At 55.1% G+C, this 15137-nt stretch carries 13 protein-coding genes; 5 read left to right on the plus strand and 8 right to left on the minus strand.

Annotation, left to right across the window (positions count from 1 at the left end; all coding sequences use genetic code 11):
- Positions 1-6 precede the first annotated feature (6 nt).
- The 5 genes from IEV97_RS02800 to IEV97_RS02820 form a co-directional block, all read right to left on the minus strand.
- On the minus strand, positions 7-1461 hold the full coding sequence (locus tag IEV97_RS02800) for a S41 family peptidase (protein WP_188499972.1): 1455 nt from the start codon (positions 1459-1461) through the stop codon (positions 7-9).
- 34 nt (positions 1462-1495) lie between these two features.
- The gene (locus tag IEV97_RS02805; RefSeq protein WP_188499973.1) at positions 1496-1852 is read right to left on the minus strand and encodes a hypothetical protein; all 357 of its coding nucleotides are present in this window, start codon (positions 1850-1852) and stop codon (positions 1496-1498) included.
- A 128-nt stretch (positions 1853-1980) separates the two neighbouring features.
- Positions 1981-2460: a DinB family protein gene (locus IEV97_RS02810; protein ID WP_188499974.1), complete on the minus strand. Its 480-nt coding sequence runs from the start codon at positions 2458-2460 to the stop codon at positions 1981-1983.
- A 247-nt stretch (positions 2461-2707) separates the two neighbouring features.
- Complete coding sequence (locus IEV97_RS02815) at positions 2708-3442, minus strand: hypothetical protein (RefSeq protein WP_188499975.1); 735 nt, start codon at positions 3440-3442, stop codon at positions 2708-2710.
- Positions 3443-3519: 77 nt separating this feature from the next.
- Positions 3520-4035, minus strand: a complete 516-nt coding sequence (locus IEV97_RS02820; protein WP_188499976.1) for a hypothetical protein — start codon at positions 4033-4035, stop codon at positions 3520-3522.
- A 187-nt stretch (positions 4036-4222) separates the two neighbouring features.
- Here IEV97_RS02820 and IEV97_RS02825 point away from each other — a divergent pair, with 187 nt between their 5' ends.
- From IEV97_RS02825 to IEV97_RS02835, 3 genes are all read left to right on the plus strand, one after another.
- A complete protein-coding gene (locus IEV97_RS02825) occupies positions 4223-6787 on the plus strand; it encodes a PAS domain-containing protein (protein ID WP_188499977.1) in 2565 nt (854 codons plus the stop codon).
- 119 nt (positions 6788-6906) lie between these two features.
- Positions 6907-7722 (plus strand): VLRF1 family release factor, encoded by an 816-nt coding sequence (locus IEV97_RS02830; RefSeq protein ID WP_188499978.1) that lies wholly within the window; start codon positions 6907-6909, stop codon positions 7720-7722.
- Between the two features lie 75 nt (positions 7723-7797).
- Complete coding sequence (locus IEV97_RS02835; RefSeq protein WP_188499979.1) at positions 7798-8166, plus strand: hypothetical protein; 369 nt, start codon at positions 7798-7800, stop codon at positions 8164-8166.
- Positions 8167-8228: 62 nt separating this feature from the next.
- Here the strand turns inward: IEV97_RS02835 and IEV97_RS02840 are convergent, their stop codons facing one another.
- Together IEV97_RS02840 and IEV97_RS02845 are read right to left on the minus strand one after the other, a co-directional pair.
- On the minus strand, positions 8229-8717 hold the full coding sequence (locus IEV97_RS02840; RefSeq protein WP_188499980.1) for a hypothetical protein: 489 nt from the start codon (positions 8715-8717) through the stop codon (positions 8229-8231).
- 14 nt (positions 8718-8731) lie between these two features.
- Entirely contained in the window at positions 8732-9883 is a 1152-nt protein-coding gene (locus IEV97_RS02845; RefSeq protein ID WP_188499981.1) for a zinc-dependent alcohol dehydrogenase, read from the minus strand.
- 410 nt (positions 9884-10293) lie between these two features.
- Here IEV97_RS02845 and uvrA point away from each other — a divergent pair, with 410 nt between their 5' ends.
- Both uvrA and IEV97_RS02855 read left to right on the plus strand, forming a co-directional pair.
- Positions 10294-12837, plus strand: a complete 2544-nt coding sequence (gene uvrA, locus IEV97_RS02850) for an excinuclease ABC subunit UvrA (protein ID WP_188499982.1) — start codon at positions 10294-10296, stop codon at positions 12835-12837.
- Positions 12838-13187: 350 nt separating this feature from the next.
- Positions 13188-13715 (plus strand): hypothetical protein, encoded by a 528-nt coding sequence (locus IEV97_RS02855; RefSeq protein WP_188499983.1) that lies wholly within the window; start codon positions 13188-13190, stop codon positions 13713-13715.
- 100 nt (positions 13716-13815) lie between these two features.
- Here the strand turns inward: IEV97_RS02855 and IEV97_RS02860 are convergent, their stop codons facing one another.
- On the minus strand, positions 13816-15132 hold the full coding sequence (locus IEV97_RS02860; protein WP_188499984.1) for a RagB/SusD family nutrient uptake outer membrane protein: 1317 nt from the start codon (positions 15130-15132) through the stop codon (positions 13816-13818).
- Positions 15133-15137: the final 5 nt, after the last annotated feature.

A 15137-nucleotide genomic window follows, 5' to 3' on the forward strand; every position in this document is an offset into this window, starting at 1 on the left:
GGTGGTTTACTTTTGGGCCGAGGATTCACGTTGGGGCTGGATGAGCTTTTCCAGGGTATAGCGCAGGATTTCGTCTTCTTCGTCGAGCAGGTGGTCGCGCACCCGGTGGTCAGGTATAAGGCCGGCCAGTTGCTCGTCGCCGTTCGGCCGTACAATGTAGCCTTTGGGCACCTTCAGTTCCACGCTCGTGCGGGGCAGCTGAAAACTGAACTGCGCAGCATAAAGGGTGGGTGTGTCGCCGGTCTCCTCTCCCACGATCTCGCCAAAGCCGTAGTCCTGGATCAGGGCGCCGCTCACGGCCGCCATGGAGTAGGACTGCCGGTTGACGAGCACGTATACCTTGCCCTTGAAGCGCTGGGCCTCCGGCATAGGCTGCTGCATAGTTTGGGCGTAGGCGAAGGTGGCATCGTCCGGGGTTTCCAGGATCTGGCGGGTGTACTCGTCACGTATAGCATCGGGGTACTGCTTTCGGGTCTGGGTCTTGAGCACCTCACTGGTCCTGACGGTAAACTCCGAAAACCAACGGAAAGGCTTGTCGGCAAAATAGGCGATCAGGTAGTCGCTGAAGGTGTTGTGCCCCCCGGCGTTGTTGCGCAGGTCCAGGATCAGGTATTGGGCCTGATTGGCGTTGATGGCTGCAAACGCACTGTCTACGAAGGCCCTGAACTGCGCCTCCCCATCTGGCTCCGGCGAACTGAAGGGACCGGGATGCAGATAGGCCACATCATCGCTATACCTGAAAGAGCGCTCATTTTTGAGGATCTCCCCTCCCCGGCTGGCTTCATAGCCCATCACCGTCATAGCCTGGAGGGTATGGGTGCTGCGTTTGCCACCGGCCCGTTTCACTTTCACTTTGAAGGAATCCTGCTCACCGAACACAGCCCAGTAATAGCGGGGAAAAGACCAGAACTCCAGTTTGGCGTCTTTGAAATACGGCCGCTCCGCCGACAGGTAGGGATGGATGGCGGTCTGGATTCTCTGGATGGGTTTGCCGTTGAGCTGCAGCAGCTGGTCGCCCGCCCTGATCGTGGAGTCCGGGGTATAGCTTTTGCGCACAAAGGCTTTGCCGTCTTCAAAGGCCAGTTCGAGCGGAAACACCGTGCCGCCCTGCGTTGCGTAGGCGATGTACGAGCCCGCTGGGAAGTCGACCTCGCAATGCCCCACGTTGCCGATTGCCAGCAGCCGCTGCATGAGCAGGGTCGTCTCCAGCAAGCTGAGCGAGTCCTTCCGGATCGACTGCAGCAAGTCCTGATAAGCCGCATCGTAGTCGGGCTTGCTCACATAGGCGTATAGATTGAAATGTGCTTTTTGCAGCGTCTCGTAGGCATAGGCCAGATCGGCTTTCACATCCGTTGCCGCGAATTTGATTGGCTTGTGCTGGGCAGCCAGGTGTCCCGGCGCGGCCAGCACAAGCCAGCACAGCAACAGCTGAATAGAATTTCTGTACAGGTAGCTTTTCATGCTGTTGCTTTTCAGGTTTTTATACGCTGCCACATCAGGTCATCGCCAAACGGTACACCAATATAAGCACACTGATGAAAACGATCGTGGTATAGATCTCTTTATTATACCGGGCCAGCCAGTTAGGCAGAAAAATATCAAAATTATCGCGGGTGGAGTCGGAGTAGCGCCGGGCCACCACCGTAATGGGGCACATTTTTTTGAACACCAGCAGCACCAGCCCCTCCAGCACGATCAGGCCCAGGCAGATCCAAACCCATTGATCGATCCGGTTGGTGAGCACGGCATAGAGCAGGTAAAAGATCACCACATTGTAAAACACCCACACCACCGTATGCACGACCTTGATGAGGAGCAGTTTTCGTTCCCGCTGTTGCTGACTCAATTCCATGTTCACACCCTCTCCTATCCTGTTTTACGATGGAAAGCCGTGGACGGCGGGGCGCTTATACCTTGAACAATAGCAGTGGCTATACCTAAGGCTCAGGTATAGCCTGTCAGGGCGGCAGCTTCTTTCGTTCAGAAAGCTGCATTCCCTATGAAACGGCGGAGCACCACGATCTGGCCCAGATGGTAGGCGTTGTGTTCGGCCACCAGCATGGCTTCGCGCAGCAACGTTTGCCCGCTACCGTGTGGAATGGGTGCAAACAGGTCGTTTTCATTATCCTGCACCAGCTGTACCATGGCCTCCAGGTCACGGTTGATGGTTTGCAGGGTCTGGTCGAGGGCGGCCTGGTCGGTTGGCGCTTCCGCTGCGGGCCAGTAATCGTCGGGCCAGTCGGGGGTCTGGTAGTTGGGGTTGCGGCAAAAGTCGAGGATGTCGTGCTGGGCAAAGCGCAGGTGCTCGAGCAGCTGCCAGATGGTATAGGGCAGGCCCGGTACCCGCTTGCCAGCTTCCTGCACACTGATATCCTGCAGCAGTTCGTCTGCCGGCCGAAAAGCCTGTCCCATCCGCATCAGCTTTTCCAGATGATCGCGCAATTGCTTTTCCTTTTCCATCGGATCTTTTTATCTCTTCATACTCCTATACCTGCGCAGGGTTGAGTCAGAGAGCCTGCAGCTTTTCCAAACCAGTAAAACAGCAGCCTGCCGCAGCCAAACTCAGGTCTAGCATCTGAAGACACGAACAGTTTAACATTGCTGAATTAAATCTGAGTTCGCAGAAGCACAACGCAAGCGCACAAAAAAAACAGCCGCCACCTTTCGGCAGTGGCTGTCCTGTTATGGGTCTGTTCAACTCCTGGCACTAGTAGCGATCGTCGCGGTTGCGGCTGTAGCCACCGCCCTGCGAGCCATAGCCGCCGTAGTTGCCCGACGATATGCGGCTGCTGCGGCTGCTGTCCAGGTCTGTGCCGTAATCATCTTCAAAGCTGCTGGTAATGCCCGCGTTCGGGATGCCCCTGCTAGAGTGGATGTTCTCTGTAGGTCGCATGCGGCCATAGTCCGAAATACCGTAGCCTTCGCGCATGCGGTCCTGGTTCATGCGGCTGCTGCGGTCCATGTCCAGTTGGCTGCTGCGTTCCTGGGTGTTGAAGCGGTCAGTGCTGCCGGACCAGTTGTGTTGGCGCATGTCACGGTCCCGGTTATAATCATCGCCTCGCTGGCTATACCTGCCAGATGTGCCGTAGCGTTCCGCATCAGACCAGTTTTGGCCGCGGTTGCGGCTATCGCCCCAGTTCCCTCTGTCGCGCTCGCCGTAATTCATGTTATAGTCGGAATCGCGGCGCGTAGTGCTTCTACCTTCGCGCATGCGCTCATAGCCATCGCCCATGTTGCCCTCGTGGTAGCTGTGGCTTATGTTGCTGCGATTGTAACGCTCATCCCGCATTTCCGGGTGATGGCTGCGGTACTCCTGCTCAAACTCGTTGGTCAGGTTGCGGGCGCTGTGGTAGTGCTCATCGTTGCGGTCGTAACCGGCGTCTCCGCTGTAGTCGCGGTCGTAGTTGTCGTGATCGTAGCGATCTCTGTCTCGTCTGTTCATAGTTTTTAATCAGGTTTAAAATAATACTTCCTTTTTTAAACGAGGGCAGCGGATTACGGTTATCCTGACGCAGGGACTCAGGTTTCTTTGATGCGCGAAGCCAGCACCCGGAACAGGATGTACAGGAAGGCGAAAACAGCCATCGCGATCAGGGTCCAGAATTTCTGTTCGTTCTTGTCCTGCCAGTAGTCGCGCTCGCTTTCGGTGGACTTCAGCCTGCCGCGCATGGCCTGGTTTGCCAGTTGCTCGATCTGCAGCTCACGGCTTAGCGAATCGAGCGCCAGGGTATCGCGCAGGTATACGGTGCGGGTCTTTACCCTGCCGGGAGCAGTTGCGGAAGGTATCGCTGTTCGGGATGCAGCAGGTATAGGCGATCTTCCGGATGGGCGGGTAGCGTAAAAGTTTCCTCCCGTGGCCTCTTGCGGGCTGAGCGCTGATCTGGCGGGGCTGATGGTGGGTTTGGCGTAAATGGCAGGAGCGTACAGTTTGGGCACCCGTTTGCCGGCGGCAGGTATAGCTTCCTCATCAGCCCCTGTCTGTCGCTGGGTAGCGCAGGCACTGAGCAGCAGCAATAAAACCAGTGTCCATCTCATGCGGCAGGATCGTCAGTTTAGATAGGCTATACCTGTCGCCTATACGCAGGCGCCTGCCCGGTGGGTACGAAAATCGCAGCGCGTCTCCTGTTATTTTTTTCGGGTTGGCATGATCGCTTTTAACAATTAGGTTTTTGAATTGTCTTTAAGAATAAAGATATTTAAAAAATTCAGGTTCACGCCCCGCATGACATCAACCCAGCCCATCTCTTCAGAAGTTTTACACGCATTTGAGTTCGTCCCTGACCTCTACCTCTTCATCTCCACCGACTTCATCTTACTAGGAGCCAGCAAGGCCTATCTGGAAGTCACTCGCCTGAAAATAGAGGATATCAAAGGGCGTTATCTGTTCGACGCATTTCCCGACAACCCGGACCTCGTGGAGCCGGACGCCACCCTTAATCTGAGAAACTCGCTGGAATGGGTGCTGCAACATAAAGAGACGCATCATATGGGGGTGCAGCGCTACGATGTGCAGTTGCCACCGGGGACCGGGGAGTTCCAGGAAAGATACTGGCTGGTTTCCAATACGCCCGTGCTGGACGAAGAAGGCAACATCAGTTACATCATCAACAAGGTGCTGGATGTGACAGAGCAAGTGCTGGTGCAAGGGAAACTGCAGCAGACTGAACAGAAAGTAAAGCAACTGCACGGCGAGCAGAAAATGACCAAAGCCGAGCTGGTGGCTGCCCGAGCTGAGGCTGAACTGGAGCGGCGCAAACTGCACAATATTTTTATGCAGGCGCCCGCCATGATCTGCATCCTGGAAGGGCCGCAACATGTTTTCAGCTTTGCCAACCCGTCGTATCAGCAACTGGTCGGTAATCGGCCTATACTGGGCAAGCCCATTCTGGAGGCCATGCCCGAGCTGGAAGAGCAGGCTGTAATCGGGATGCTCAACAAGGTATACCAAACCGGCGAGAGCGAAAACGCGCACGAAATGCTGGTGCGCTTAGACCATACGAACTCCGGCGTCTTAGGCAATAAATACTTTAACTTCACTTACCAGGCTATTCGAAACCTTGACGGCAATATTGACGGTATCATGGTGTTTGCCTTCGAGGTGACCCTACAGGTAGAGTCGCGGCGAAAGATGGAGGCTGCCAACAAGGAGCTATACCTTACCCAGGAGGCGCTGCTGCGCCTGAACCAGGAACTGGAGAGGCGCATCAGTGAACGCACAGCCGAGTTGGAGCTCTCCAAAGCGGCCATTGAGGCGCAGCGCAACCGCCTGCATACTATTTTCATGAATGCCCCCACCCCCTTTCTGGTCGTGGAAGGCCCCGAGTTTACCTTTCAGCTGATCAATCCGGCCTTCAAAAAAGTGTTCCCCGGCAAAAACATGATCGGCAAAAACCTGCTCAAGGTTTTCCCGGAACTACAGGGCACCCCTATTCCCGGGATTTTGGAGCAGGTATACCGAACAGGCGAGAACTTTGAAGCAGTAGAGTATCCGCTCATGCTGTCGCGCCACGACGACGGCACTCCGGAGGAAATCTATTTTACGTTTACCTACCAGGCGCGCCGTGATGAAAGAGGCGAGATAGACGGTGTGCTCGTATTTGCCCATGATGTGACAGAGCAGGTGAAGTCGCGACAGAAAGTGGAGCAGAGCGTAGAGCAGCTGCGCCTGATCACGGATGCCTTGCCGGTGCTCATCGGCTACCTGGACAAAGAAGAAAAATACCGGTTTACGAACAAGGCCTACGAAGCCTGGTTTCCGCTAAAGGCAAGCGACCTGCTGGGCAGGCCCGTGCGGGAGGTTATAGGTGAGAAAGCCTACGCCGGCGTGAAACAGTACATCGACCGGGCATTGGCCGGTGAGCACCTCGACTTCGAGAGCCGCATGCCCTACCGCGAGGACTTTGTGAAGCACATCCACACCAGCTACGTGCCCGACATAAGAGACGGTGAAGTAGCCGGCTTCTATACCCTGGTGCAAGACATTACCGAGCAATCCATTTCCCGCCTGAAACTGGAAGAAAGCGAGCAGGAGGCCCGTGCGCTCACGCTGCAACTGGCCGATACCAACCGTGAGCTCTCAGAAACCAACGCACAGCTTACCCGCACCAACATCGACCTGGACAACTTCATCTACGCTGCCTCGCACGACCTGAAAGCCCCGATCTACAACATTGAGCGCCTGCTGCTCATCCTGATCGAATCCATCCCGGACGAAGTACAATCGTCGGAGCCACTAACACAAGTGATCGGGATGATTGAAAGCTCCATCAGCCGGTTTAAGCGCACCATCGATCACCTGACCGATGTGACCAAACTCCAGAAGGAGCATAACCAGGAGGCATCTGAAGTTAACCTGACTGACCTCATACACGACATTGAGCTTGACCTCAGTGCCCAGATTGAGAGTATAGGTGCCCGCATTGAGGTAAACGTAGAAGCCTGTAGGGCTATCCGGTTTTCAGAAAAGAATCTGCGCTCCATCCTCTACAACCTGCTCTCCAATGCCCTGAAATACAGAGACCCGGCGCGTACGCCAGACATTAAGATCAGCTGTGAAATAGCAGGGAATGACATATTGCTGAAAGTGCGTGACAACGGACTAGGTATGAAGCCGAGTGGTGTGGCTAAGATCTTCTCCATGTTTACCCGTTTGCACGATCACGTGGAGGGCTCCGGCATCGGGCTTTACATGGTCAAAAAAATTGTGGAGAATGCCGAGGGGCGCATTGAAGTGGAGAGCGAGATTGGTCAGGGCACTACCTTTAGCGTGTACTTTAAAAAAGAGTGAGTCGGTTTGCCCATCTTTTATTTCAAATCAGAATGCTGCTTTATTCTTTCGCATAAGGACGGGTAAATGCCTCCTGCTTGTATCTTTACAACCCGTCAGTCCGCAACAAGCAACAGAACATGAACCGATTTATACCTGCCCAGGTAGCCGCCACTCTCCTGCAGTCTCTCCGCAGCTCCTCCATCAGGCAGGCGTATGACCCAGAGAAGCACCGGCTCCTGTTAATGGGCGAAGACGGGCTCGAGCTGGTTGGTTTCAGGCTGCCGATCACATCCTCTTATCATAATCCGGAGGGCGGCCGAAAACAAAACTACGTGATCCTGCTCATTCAGGCCGGCCACTGCGCCATGGGTTATTTTGAGAATGGCCAATGCCTGAATCACAAGGTGTTCCGCTCTTACATGGTGCGCCAGAAACAGGGCAAGAGCCAGATCAAGTACCTCAAGACTAAAGGCAAGTCAAGAGCGGGTTCCCGTGTGAGACTGGGTGAAACAGCGGAGTTTTTCGAGAACATCAACACCCGCCTGCAGGATTACTTTCAGGCGCACCGCATCGACCGCATCGCCATGAGTTGCTCCAAGACCCTGTTGCCTTACCTCTATACCTCCACGGTGCCCACACCTTTCGACAAACGCGATCCACGCCTGTTCAGAATCCCGAAGCACATCCACACCCCCATTTACGAAGTGCTCCTCGACACCAACCGCTTCCTGCAGCGCGGTGAATTGATTGCCCTGACCGAAGCAGGATTCGCGGCCATACCTGCGCTGGAAGATTTGCTGCTGCATCACTTAAACGCTGATGCTGCGCAGGATGACCCCGAAACATTGAACGACATAGCCGACGAGGTATACGTGACCGATGAATGGGAGGAAGACGATGTATCTTTTGACGAGGCGGACGACGAGGAAGACGACATCGTGGATTGGGACTAGGGCGGTTAAGCCTTGTGCTGTCCCGACTTTCAACGGTCCCTTTACGTAAGTAGAGCTATCACAAAATCGAAAACTATGGAAGACCAGATCAACAGGGACATGGCGTTGTTTGAGCAGGTATGCGAAATAAATGAGCTAGACCCAAAGGCTATTAAAGAAGAGGCGCACAGGCGATTTCCGGACGAGTTCAAAAACGGAGTGAGCCCGGAGCGACTCATCTGGACGGCTTTCGATCACCGTGCCAGCGCACTGATCAGCAGCGTGACACAGGAGGCTGCGCGGCATGAAAGCAAAAAAACAGATCAGGCCTATACCATTGACGGCGACCCGGCCGCCCCCGCCTTTGTCATCAACGAGGATGCGATCCGTAGCCAGTACAGTGCAGCCACAGCAGCTGCCATCATTGATGCGCTCGGACAAGTACAGCTTCCGGTTACCGGCTAAAACAGGAAAGGCAGCCGCTCTACAGCAGCTGCCTTTCTTTTGGCTATTGTCTAACCCTTCAGCTAATCCTTCTTGCGTGTGAGTAACACTACGGCTGCAGTGGCCACCAAAGCCATGATGCCTACTTTTTGGATAAGCCCGCTGCGGTTGTGCTCCCAGTCAGCTTTCCAGCCCTTCTCGGCAAATATGTTCGGCACAGTGCCTTTGGCAAAATCATCGATCACGCCCTCCACCACATTCACGCGGTCTGCCATCAGCAGAGGCAGCCAGTGCAGGTAGCTGTTTTCGCTGTGCTTAAACGCATAGCGCCGGATCATGCCGCTTAGTCCGCTGGGGGGTGTAGAGGTTCCAAACACGGCCGTTACGTTGGGTCGCTCAATGGAATGTAGCACTTCGATGTTTACGTCCTGCAGTGTCGGCCGATCCCAGCTGTAGCCTTCCTGCTCGGCGTCGGTGCGGTGTTTCATGGGGTAGGTCGGGTCGTTCTTCGGATCGGCGTCGATACCCCAGCCTTTTATATGCGAATAATCTTTTGGTGTCTTGTTTTCCATGGTCTTTTTCTCCTTTATCTGGCTGATGGCGGAATCAGGACAGGCTTGATACAGTTGTCCAGTTTCTCTGAAAAAATATGGTAGGCGTCTGCCACGTCCTCCAGCGGTATGCGGTGCGTGATCAGTGCCTTCGGATTGAGGATGCCGTTCTGCACGTGGTCGATCAGCCTCGGCAGCAGGCGCTTCACCGATGCCTGGTTAGCCCGAATGGTGATGCCTTTGTTCACCACGTTGCCAAGCGGGAAGAGGTTATCCGTCGGGCCGTAAATACCAACGATTGACACAATGCCGCCTTTCTTCACCGAGTTGACTGCCCAATGCGCGGCCGTGGCCGAACCTGCCTGCAGTAAAAGTTTGCGTCCTGTGATGGTTTGCATCACGTTACCGGTCGCCTCCGCTCCCACGGCGTCAATCACCACATCAGCGCCCATCCAGTCCGTGGTTTTCTTCACGAACACCACCGGATCATCCATCTCCTCGTAATTGTAGGCTTCGCAGTTGGCGTAGTTACGCACGAACTCCAGACGGTACTCCACTTTGTCGATCACGATGACACGACCGGCGCCGAAGAGCCAGGAGCAGCGTGCCGCCATAATGCCGATCGGACCGGCACCAAAGATCACGACCGTGTCGCCCTTCTGTATACCGCCCATCTCAGCGGCCTGGTAGCCCGTTGGTACCACGTCGGTCAGCAGCACGGCATCGTCCGGGTCCATCCCGGGAGGTATAACGGTTGGTCCGACATCGGCATACGGCACGCGCACATACTCGGCCTGCCCGCCGTCGTAGCCTCCGGCTGTGTGCGAGTAGCCGAAGATACCGCCCACTGCGGTAGCCTGTGAGTTGGACTCGTGGCAGTTGCCAAACAAGCCCTGCTTACAGAAATGGCATTTGCCGCAGGCGATGTTAAATGGCACGATGATCATATCGCCCACTTTGAGTTTCTGTACCTCTTCGCCAATCTCGATTACTTCGCCTATAAATTCGTGCCCGAAGGTCATGCCCACGCGGGTGTCGGGTACGTTGCCGTTGTAAAGGTGTAAGTCAGAGCCGCAAATGCATGAGCGCGTCACACGCACGATGGCATCCTGGGGATGCAGAATCTTGGGCTCTGGTTTTTCGTCAATGCGGACCCGTTGCGGTCCGCGGTAGTTCATTGCCAGCATAAGTTTTTTTCAGTTTGTCTTCAAAAGTGCTTTCTCTTCCACCCTGAGCGGGCTTCCGAATTACGTTTAGATAAATACTAATCTATACCTTAATAGTTGCAGTATTTGTACTTTTAAAAGAAATACCTATATAAGGATGCTCATATACTGTAGTTAACTTGAACGAGTGGCCAGCCTATACCTGAACGCAAAAAACATTGGTAGCTATTGCCCTCCGCAACAGGCACAACCTCTAAAAAGCGTACTTCACGCACAGGTTTCCGGACTGAGCCATTCCTTTCTTTTCGCTGTCAGCCCTCGTCTCTGCATCGCTATACCTTACCATAGAGCGCCATCCTGCGTACACACAACAATTTTCTTTTGCGATGGGATGCTATACCTTCGCGGCATCGCAGTTTACACGACAGCATATGGCTAATCTAAAACAGGATCAGACAACAAACGGGCAGTTCAAGGGATTTGTAGAAGTGCGCGGAGCACGGGAGCATAACCTCAAAGACATCAGCCTCTCTATACCTCGCGACGCGCTGGTGGTATTTACGGGCGTGTCCGGCTCCGGTAAGTCCAGCCTGGCTTTCGGCACGCTCTATGCCGAGGCGCAGCGCCGCTACCTGGAGTCGGTGTCACCCTACGCCCGTCGCCTGTTTCACCAGATGGCGGTGCCGGAAGTAGATGCCATTGACGGCCTGCCTCCCGCTGTGGCCCTGCAGCAGCAGCGCGGCACGCCCACTACCCGCTCCTCAGTCGGCAGCGTCACCACCCTCTCCAACCTGCTGCGCATGCTCTACTCCCGGGCCGGTGACTATCCTGAGGGGCAGTCGATTATCTACGCCGAGGCCTTCTCACCCAACACCGCCGAAGGAGCCTGCCCGACTTGCCACGGACTGGGGCGCATGTACGATGTCACGGAAAAGTCGATGGTACCCGACGACTCGCTTACCATCCGGGAACGGGCCATCGCGGCCTGGCCCATGGCCTGGGGTGGACAGAACCAGCGCGACATCCTGGTGACCCTGGGTTTTGATGTAGACAAGCCCTGGCGCGAGCTGCCACAGAAAGACCGCGACTGGATCCTATTCACGGACGAGCAGCCCGTGGTGCCGGTATACCCTGGTTATACCCCTGAGGAGACACGCCGCGCCCTGAAACGCAAGGAGGAGCCCAACTACATGGGTACTTTCAGCAGCGCCCGCCGCCACGTGTTCCATACCTTCGCCAACACTAACAGCCCGCTGATGAAGAAGCGGGTGATGCAGTATATGCTGAGCACCGACTGCCCCACCTGCCAGGGTAAGCGCCTGCGACCAGAGTCACTGTCGGTGAAGTTTGCGGGCTACGATATCACAGAGCTTTCGCGTTTGCCTTTGAAACGGGTGCAGTCTGTTCTGAAACCTTTTGCAAAAGGCACCGAGCCGGGCCATTCCCGCACGGAAGCTGAGCATCCGGAGCAGGCCATCGTGGCCAAACGGATCGCCGATGATCTGTGTGCCCGCATCGACGTGCTGCTCGACCTGGGCCTGGGTTACTTATCGCTGGAGCGCAGTACCCCCACCCTCTCCCCCGGCGAATTGCAGCGCTTGCGCCTGGCCACGCAGCTTTACTCGCATCTGTTCGGGGTGGTGTATGTGCTCGACGAACCCTCCGCCGGTCTGCACCCTGCCGACAAAGTGGCGCTGCTCCGGGCACTCGACGGCCTCAAAAAAGCGGGCAATTCGCTCTTTGTGGTAGAGCACGACCTGGAAGTGATCCGACATGCCGACTGGATTGTGGATGTGGGACCTGCGGCCGGTGAAAAAGGTGGCGAGATCCTGTACAGTGGTCCGTCTGAGGGATTACGAAAAGTAGCAGCCTCCCGCACAGGCGAGTACCTGTTCGGAAAAGCAAAGGGCTTCAACTCCGATCCGCGCGTACCCAAAGGCTGGCTGAAACTCAGTGATGTCAGCCGGAACAACCTGCACCGCCTCTCCGCCGAGTTTCCGCTGGGCGTGTTCACGGCCGTAACGGGCGTATCAGGCTCGGGCAAGTCCAGTCTGGTGAGCCAGGTGCTGGTGGAACTGGTAGCCGCTCACCTGGGGCACCAGTTGCCTGTAGAGGAAGAGGAAGGCGACGAATTGGAACGTGATATACCTGTCACCACCGGAGGCCACATCACGGCAGGTATGGAAGAGATCAAGCGCCTGGTGCGTGTCGACCAGAAGCCTATCGGCCGGACGCCGCGCTCCAACATGGCCACCTATACCGGTTTGTTCGACCATGTTCGCAAACTTTTTGCCAGCACGCCGCTTGCCCGAAAGCGTCGCTACGATGCCGGGCGCTTCTCTTTCAATGTCGCCAAGGGACGCTGTGAGAACTGCCAGGGAGAAGGCTTCGTGATGGTAGAGCTCCTCTTTTTGCCAAGCGTGTACGCCCCCTGCCCCGTGTGCCACGGCGCCCGCTACAATGCCCAGACCCTGGAAGTGACCTACCGTGACAAGAACATCGCCGAGGTGCTCGATATGACGGTGGATGCGGCCTGGGAATTTTTTGACGAGGAGCCCGCCGTGCACCGTGCGCTCACCATGCTCCGCGAAGTGGGCCTGGGCTACCTGCGACTCGGGCAGCCGGCCACCGAGCTGTCGGGGGGTGAGGCGCAGCGCATCAAACTGGCCACCGAACTGCAGCGGTCGCAACGCGGCAACACCCTCTACATCTTAGACGAGCCCACCACCGGTCTGCACCCCGCTGACGTCGACAGGCTTATGACCCAGCTCCACCTGTTGGTGGACGCCGGCAACACGGTGATTGTGGTAGAGCACGACATGCGCGTGGTCGCTGCCAGCGATTGGGTGATCGATATTGGTCCGGGGGCTGGTGAGGAGGGCGGACAGGTCGTAGCGGCAGGTCCACCGGAACAGATCGCCAAATCCAAAGAAAGCAAAACGGCCCCTTTCCTTAGAGCATTATCTGGCATTTGAGCCAAAGTTGCAAGCTCACAATATTAGCGGCTCCATGCCGCTTCAGCAGTTTTGTCGGGCTTTTGCATAATTGTTGAAAAGTAGCATAAGCCAAAGAAAAGGACCTTGATGCTGCGGCTTATTGAAGGCTTCGGCGATTATAGTATAAGTACTGATGAACATGTAAACCAGCATAAGTACAAAACAGGCAGCTGCGAAACATATTGTACTATATTGTAAAAAACAAATTCTTATAATCCATTTTTCAATTACACTGAAACATAAGCACTTCACAAATTGCCATTTAGCTTTTTGATTTCGTATTATTAAAATGTTTAGATTTGTAGATTATCATCTTTTTACTTTGTGCGATGGAATACAGATTCGTGCATCATTGGAATTATGTGCTTCGGGAAGATGAGCATCGGATCCTGGAATCTGCCATCTCACTTACTTCGCAGCCGCGCGACGAGTCTTTCCTCAGGCTGGCGGCTGAATTCATCGCGACCCATGCCCAGGTACAGTATGTACTAATCGGCAGTTTAAGCGAAGATGGCAGGAATGTCCTGACGAAAGTGTTTTTAAAAGACAGAGAGGTTCTCCCTAATATCTCCTACCCCCTGCAACACAGCCCCTGCGATTCTGTTCTCACGCAGCGGTTCTGCTATTACCCCAACAACGTGCAGCGCCACTTCCCCCGTGACATTGAGCTGCAGGAGTTGAACATTGAGAGCTACCTGGGCAGCATTTTCCTGACAAAGGAAGGCGAACCGGTAGGGTTAGTTGCTTTGATGAGTGACAAACAAATTGAAAATGCCGCTTTTGCCGAGCACCTGGTGCTGGTGCTGAGCCCTGCGATTGAAGAGGAGTTGATCCTGCAGTCTAATCCAGCCCTCTGAACATATTGAGGCCATAAAAAAAACCTCTGCCGACTTCCAGCGTCTATGCTGGAATGGCAGAGGTTTTTGCTATTTGAGAAACAGGTATAGCGCAACGACCTTAGATCGCAGGGTCATTTGGCGTATTCGGGTTGTTGCGACGCTCCTGGTCAGGATACGGGTAGAAATTGCGGTTGCGCTCACTCAGGTTATCAGGCGGCCCCGGACGTTTGAATCGGCGGCTGTCCTCCCATTTCTGTCCGCTCAGGTATAGCTCAGCAGACCGCTGTTTGTATACCTCTAACAACAGAGCCTCTCTTGTCACCGGACCGCTGTAGGCAGGCAAGCCGGCATGCACACCAAATGGATCGCCGGAAGTCTGTGTCCGCACCTGGTTGATAAGTGCCAGGGCCTCTTCCAAAGAACCGTTGCTCCGTAGCAGTGCTTCGGCTTTAATCAGTTTCATCTCGTCTGGCAGGTATGCCGGTATGCTGGTTGTCTGCGTATTGAAAAAACCGGCCAGTGTCTTTACCCGGTCCCCTAACACATCAGCGCTCGGGTCTGTCATGTAAAAGCTGTATCGGCCATCTCCCACTTCAAAGAGTGCGTCAGGCAAGCCGAATTTATCGCGTGGTCTGTAATAAGCCAGGATAAAAACGGTGTTATAGATCGGGTTCGGACTCAATGTACTGTACACGAACTCAGAGCGTTTGCTCAGGTCCACTTTATCTGCATTAGCGATAGCCGCGTCATAATTTCCGGCATATAAGTTATACCGGGCATTGTAGGCGTACAGCGTGTTACGCAAGTCAAAGGCAGTGCCCGTAACCTGCGCCGTAAACTCTGGTGAAGGAGGCGTAGCCTCTATCAGGGCGATCCCTTCGTTCAGGTGGGCGATGGCAGCTGCCAGCACCTCTGCTCTGGGTCTGAAAGTTACTTTGTCGGTTCGGCTGGTCTCTGTGTTTGCCTGTTCAAATGCGATGTACAGATTGCCGAGCGCCATGGCATTGAACAGGTGCGCGTGCGCCATCACCCCGCTCAGCGTCCCGCCTGTCAGGGTTGGTACATTGGGAGCGTTCTCCAGAATCTGCTCACTCATCAGCATGGTGCGCTGCATACGGGACCAATATCCGAGGATGTTGCCGTTGAAGGTGGGCAGGGCAGTTCCACCGGCCTCCAGTTCGAGCACGTTGGTAAAGGTGGCCACCCCTTTCATCTCGCGACCCGTCACACCTGCGTATAAGAGCGCCGCCTCCAGGCCCGAGGTAGAGTAAAACTGTCGCAACCCGACACTCAGGGCGATGATGCCCTCGCGTGAGTTCAGTACCTCGACGTCACTGGCCGCATTGGGGTTGGGTATATCCAGTTCGCAACCACTCGTCAGCAGCAGACAGCCCGAAAGGAAACCCACTTTTAAGTAAGAAGCTATATTTTTCATGATGT

Origin of the sequence: Pontibacter amylolyticus (assembly GCF_014638845.1) — a bacterium.
Taxonomy (GTDB): domain Bacteria; phylum Bacteroidota; class Bacteroidia; order Cytophagales; family Hymenobacteraceae; genus Pontibacter; species Pontibacter amylolyticus.

What these genes read in the sequence shown, in the direction of transcription:
- IEV97_RS02845 (WP_188499981.1), bottom strand. Translation starts at nt 9,883, where the DNA reads ATGCTGGCAATGAACTACCGCGGACCGCAACGGGTCCGCATTGACGAA.
- IEV97_RS02855 (WP_188499983.1), top strand. Translation starts at nt 13,188, where the DNA reads ATGGAATACAGATTCGTGCATCATTGGAATTATGTGCTTCGGGAAGAT.
- IEV97_RS02820 (WP_188499976.1), bottom strand. Translation starts at nt 4,035, where the DNA reads ATGAGATGGACACTGGTTTTATTGCTGCTGCTCAGTGCCTGCGCTACC.
- IEV97_RS02810 (WP_188499974.1), bottom strand. Translation starts at nt 2,460, where the DNA reads ATGGAAAAGGAAAAGCAATTGCGCGATCATCTGGAAAAGCTGATGCGG.
- IEV97_RS02840 (WP_188499980.1), bottom strand. Translation starts at nt 8,717, where the DNA reads ATGGAAAACAAGACACCAAAAGATTATTCGCATATAAAAGGCTGGGGT.
- IEV97_RS02835 (WP_188499979.1), top strand. Translation starts at nt 7,798, where the DNA reads ATGGAAGACCAGATCAACAGGGACATGGCGTTGTTTGAGCAGGTATGC.
- IEV97_RS02800 (WP_188499972.1), bottom strand. Translation starts at nt 1,461, where the DNA reads ATGAAAAGCTACCTGTACAGAAATTCTATTCAGCTGTTGCTGTGCTGG.
- uvrA (WP_188499982.1), top strand. Translation starts at nt 10,294, where the DNA reads ATGGCTAATCTAAAACAGGATCAGACAACAAACGGGCAGTTCAAGGGA.
- IEV97_RS02815 (WP_188499975.1), bottom strand. Translation starts at nt 3,442, where the DNA reads ATGAACAGACGAGACAGAGATCGCTACGATCACGACAACTACGACCGC.
- IEV97_RS02860 (WP_188499984.1), bottom strand. Translation starts at nt 15,132, where the DNA reads ATGAAAAATATAGCTTCTTACTTAAAAGTGGGTTTCCTTTCGGGCTGT.
- IEV97_RS02830 (WP_188499978.1), top strand. Translation starts at nt 6,907, where the DNA reads ATGAACCGATTTATACCTGCCCAGGTAGCCGCCACTCTCCTGCAGTCT.
- IEV97_RS02825 (WP_188499977.1), top strand. Translation starts at nt 4,223, where the DNA reads ATGACATCAACCCAGCCCATCTCTTCAGAAGTTTTACACGCATTTGAG.
- IEV97_RS02805 (WP_188499973.1), bottom strand. Translation starts at nt 1,852, where the DNA reads ATGGAATTGAGTCAGCAACAGCGGGAACGAAAACTGCTCCTCATCAAG.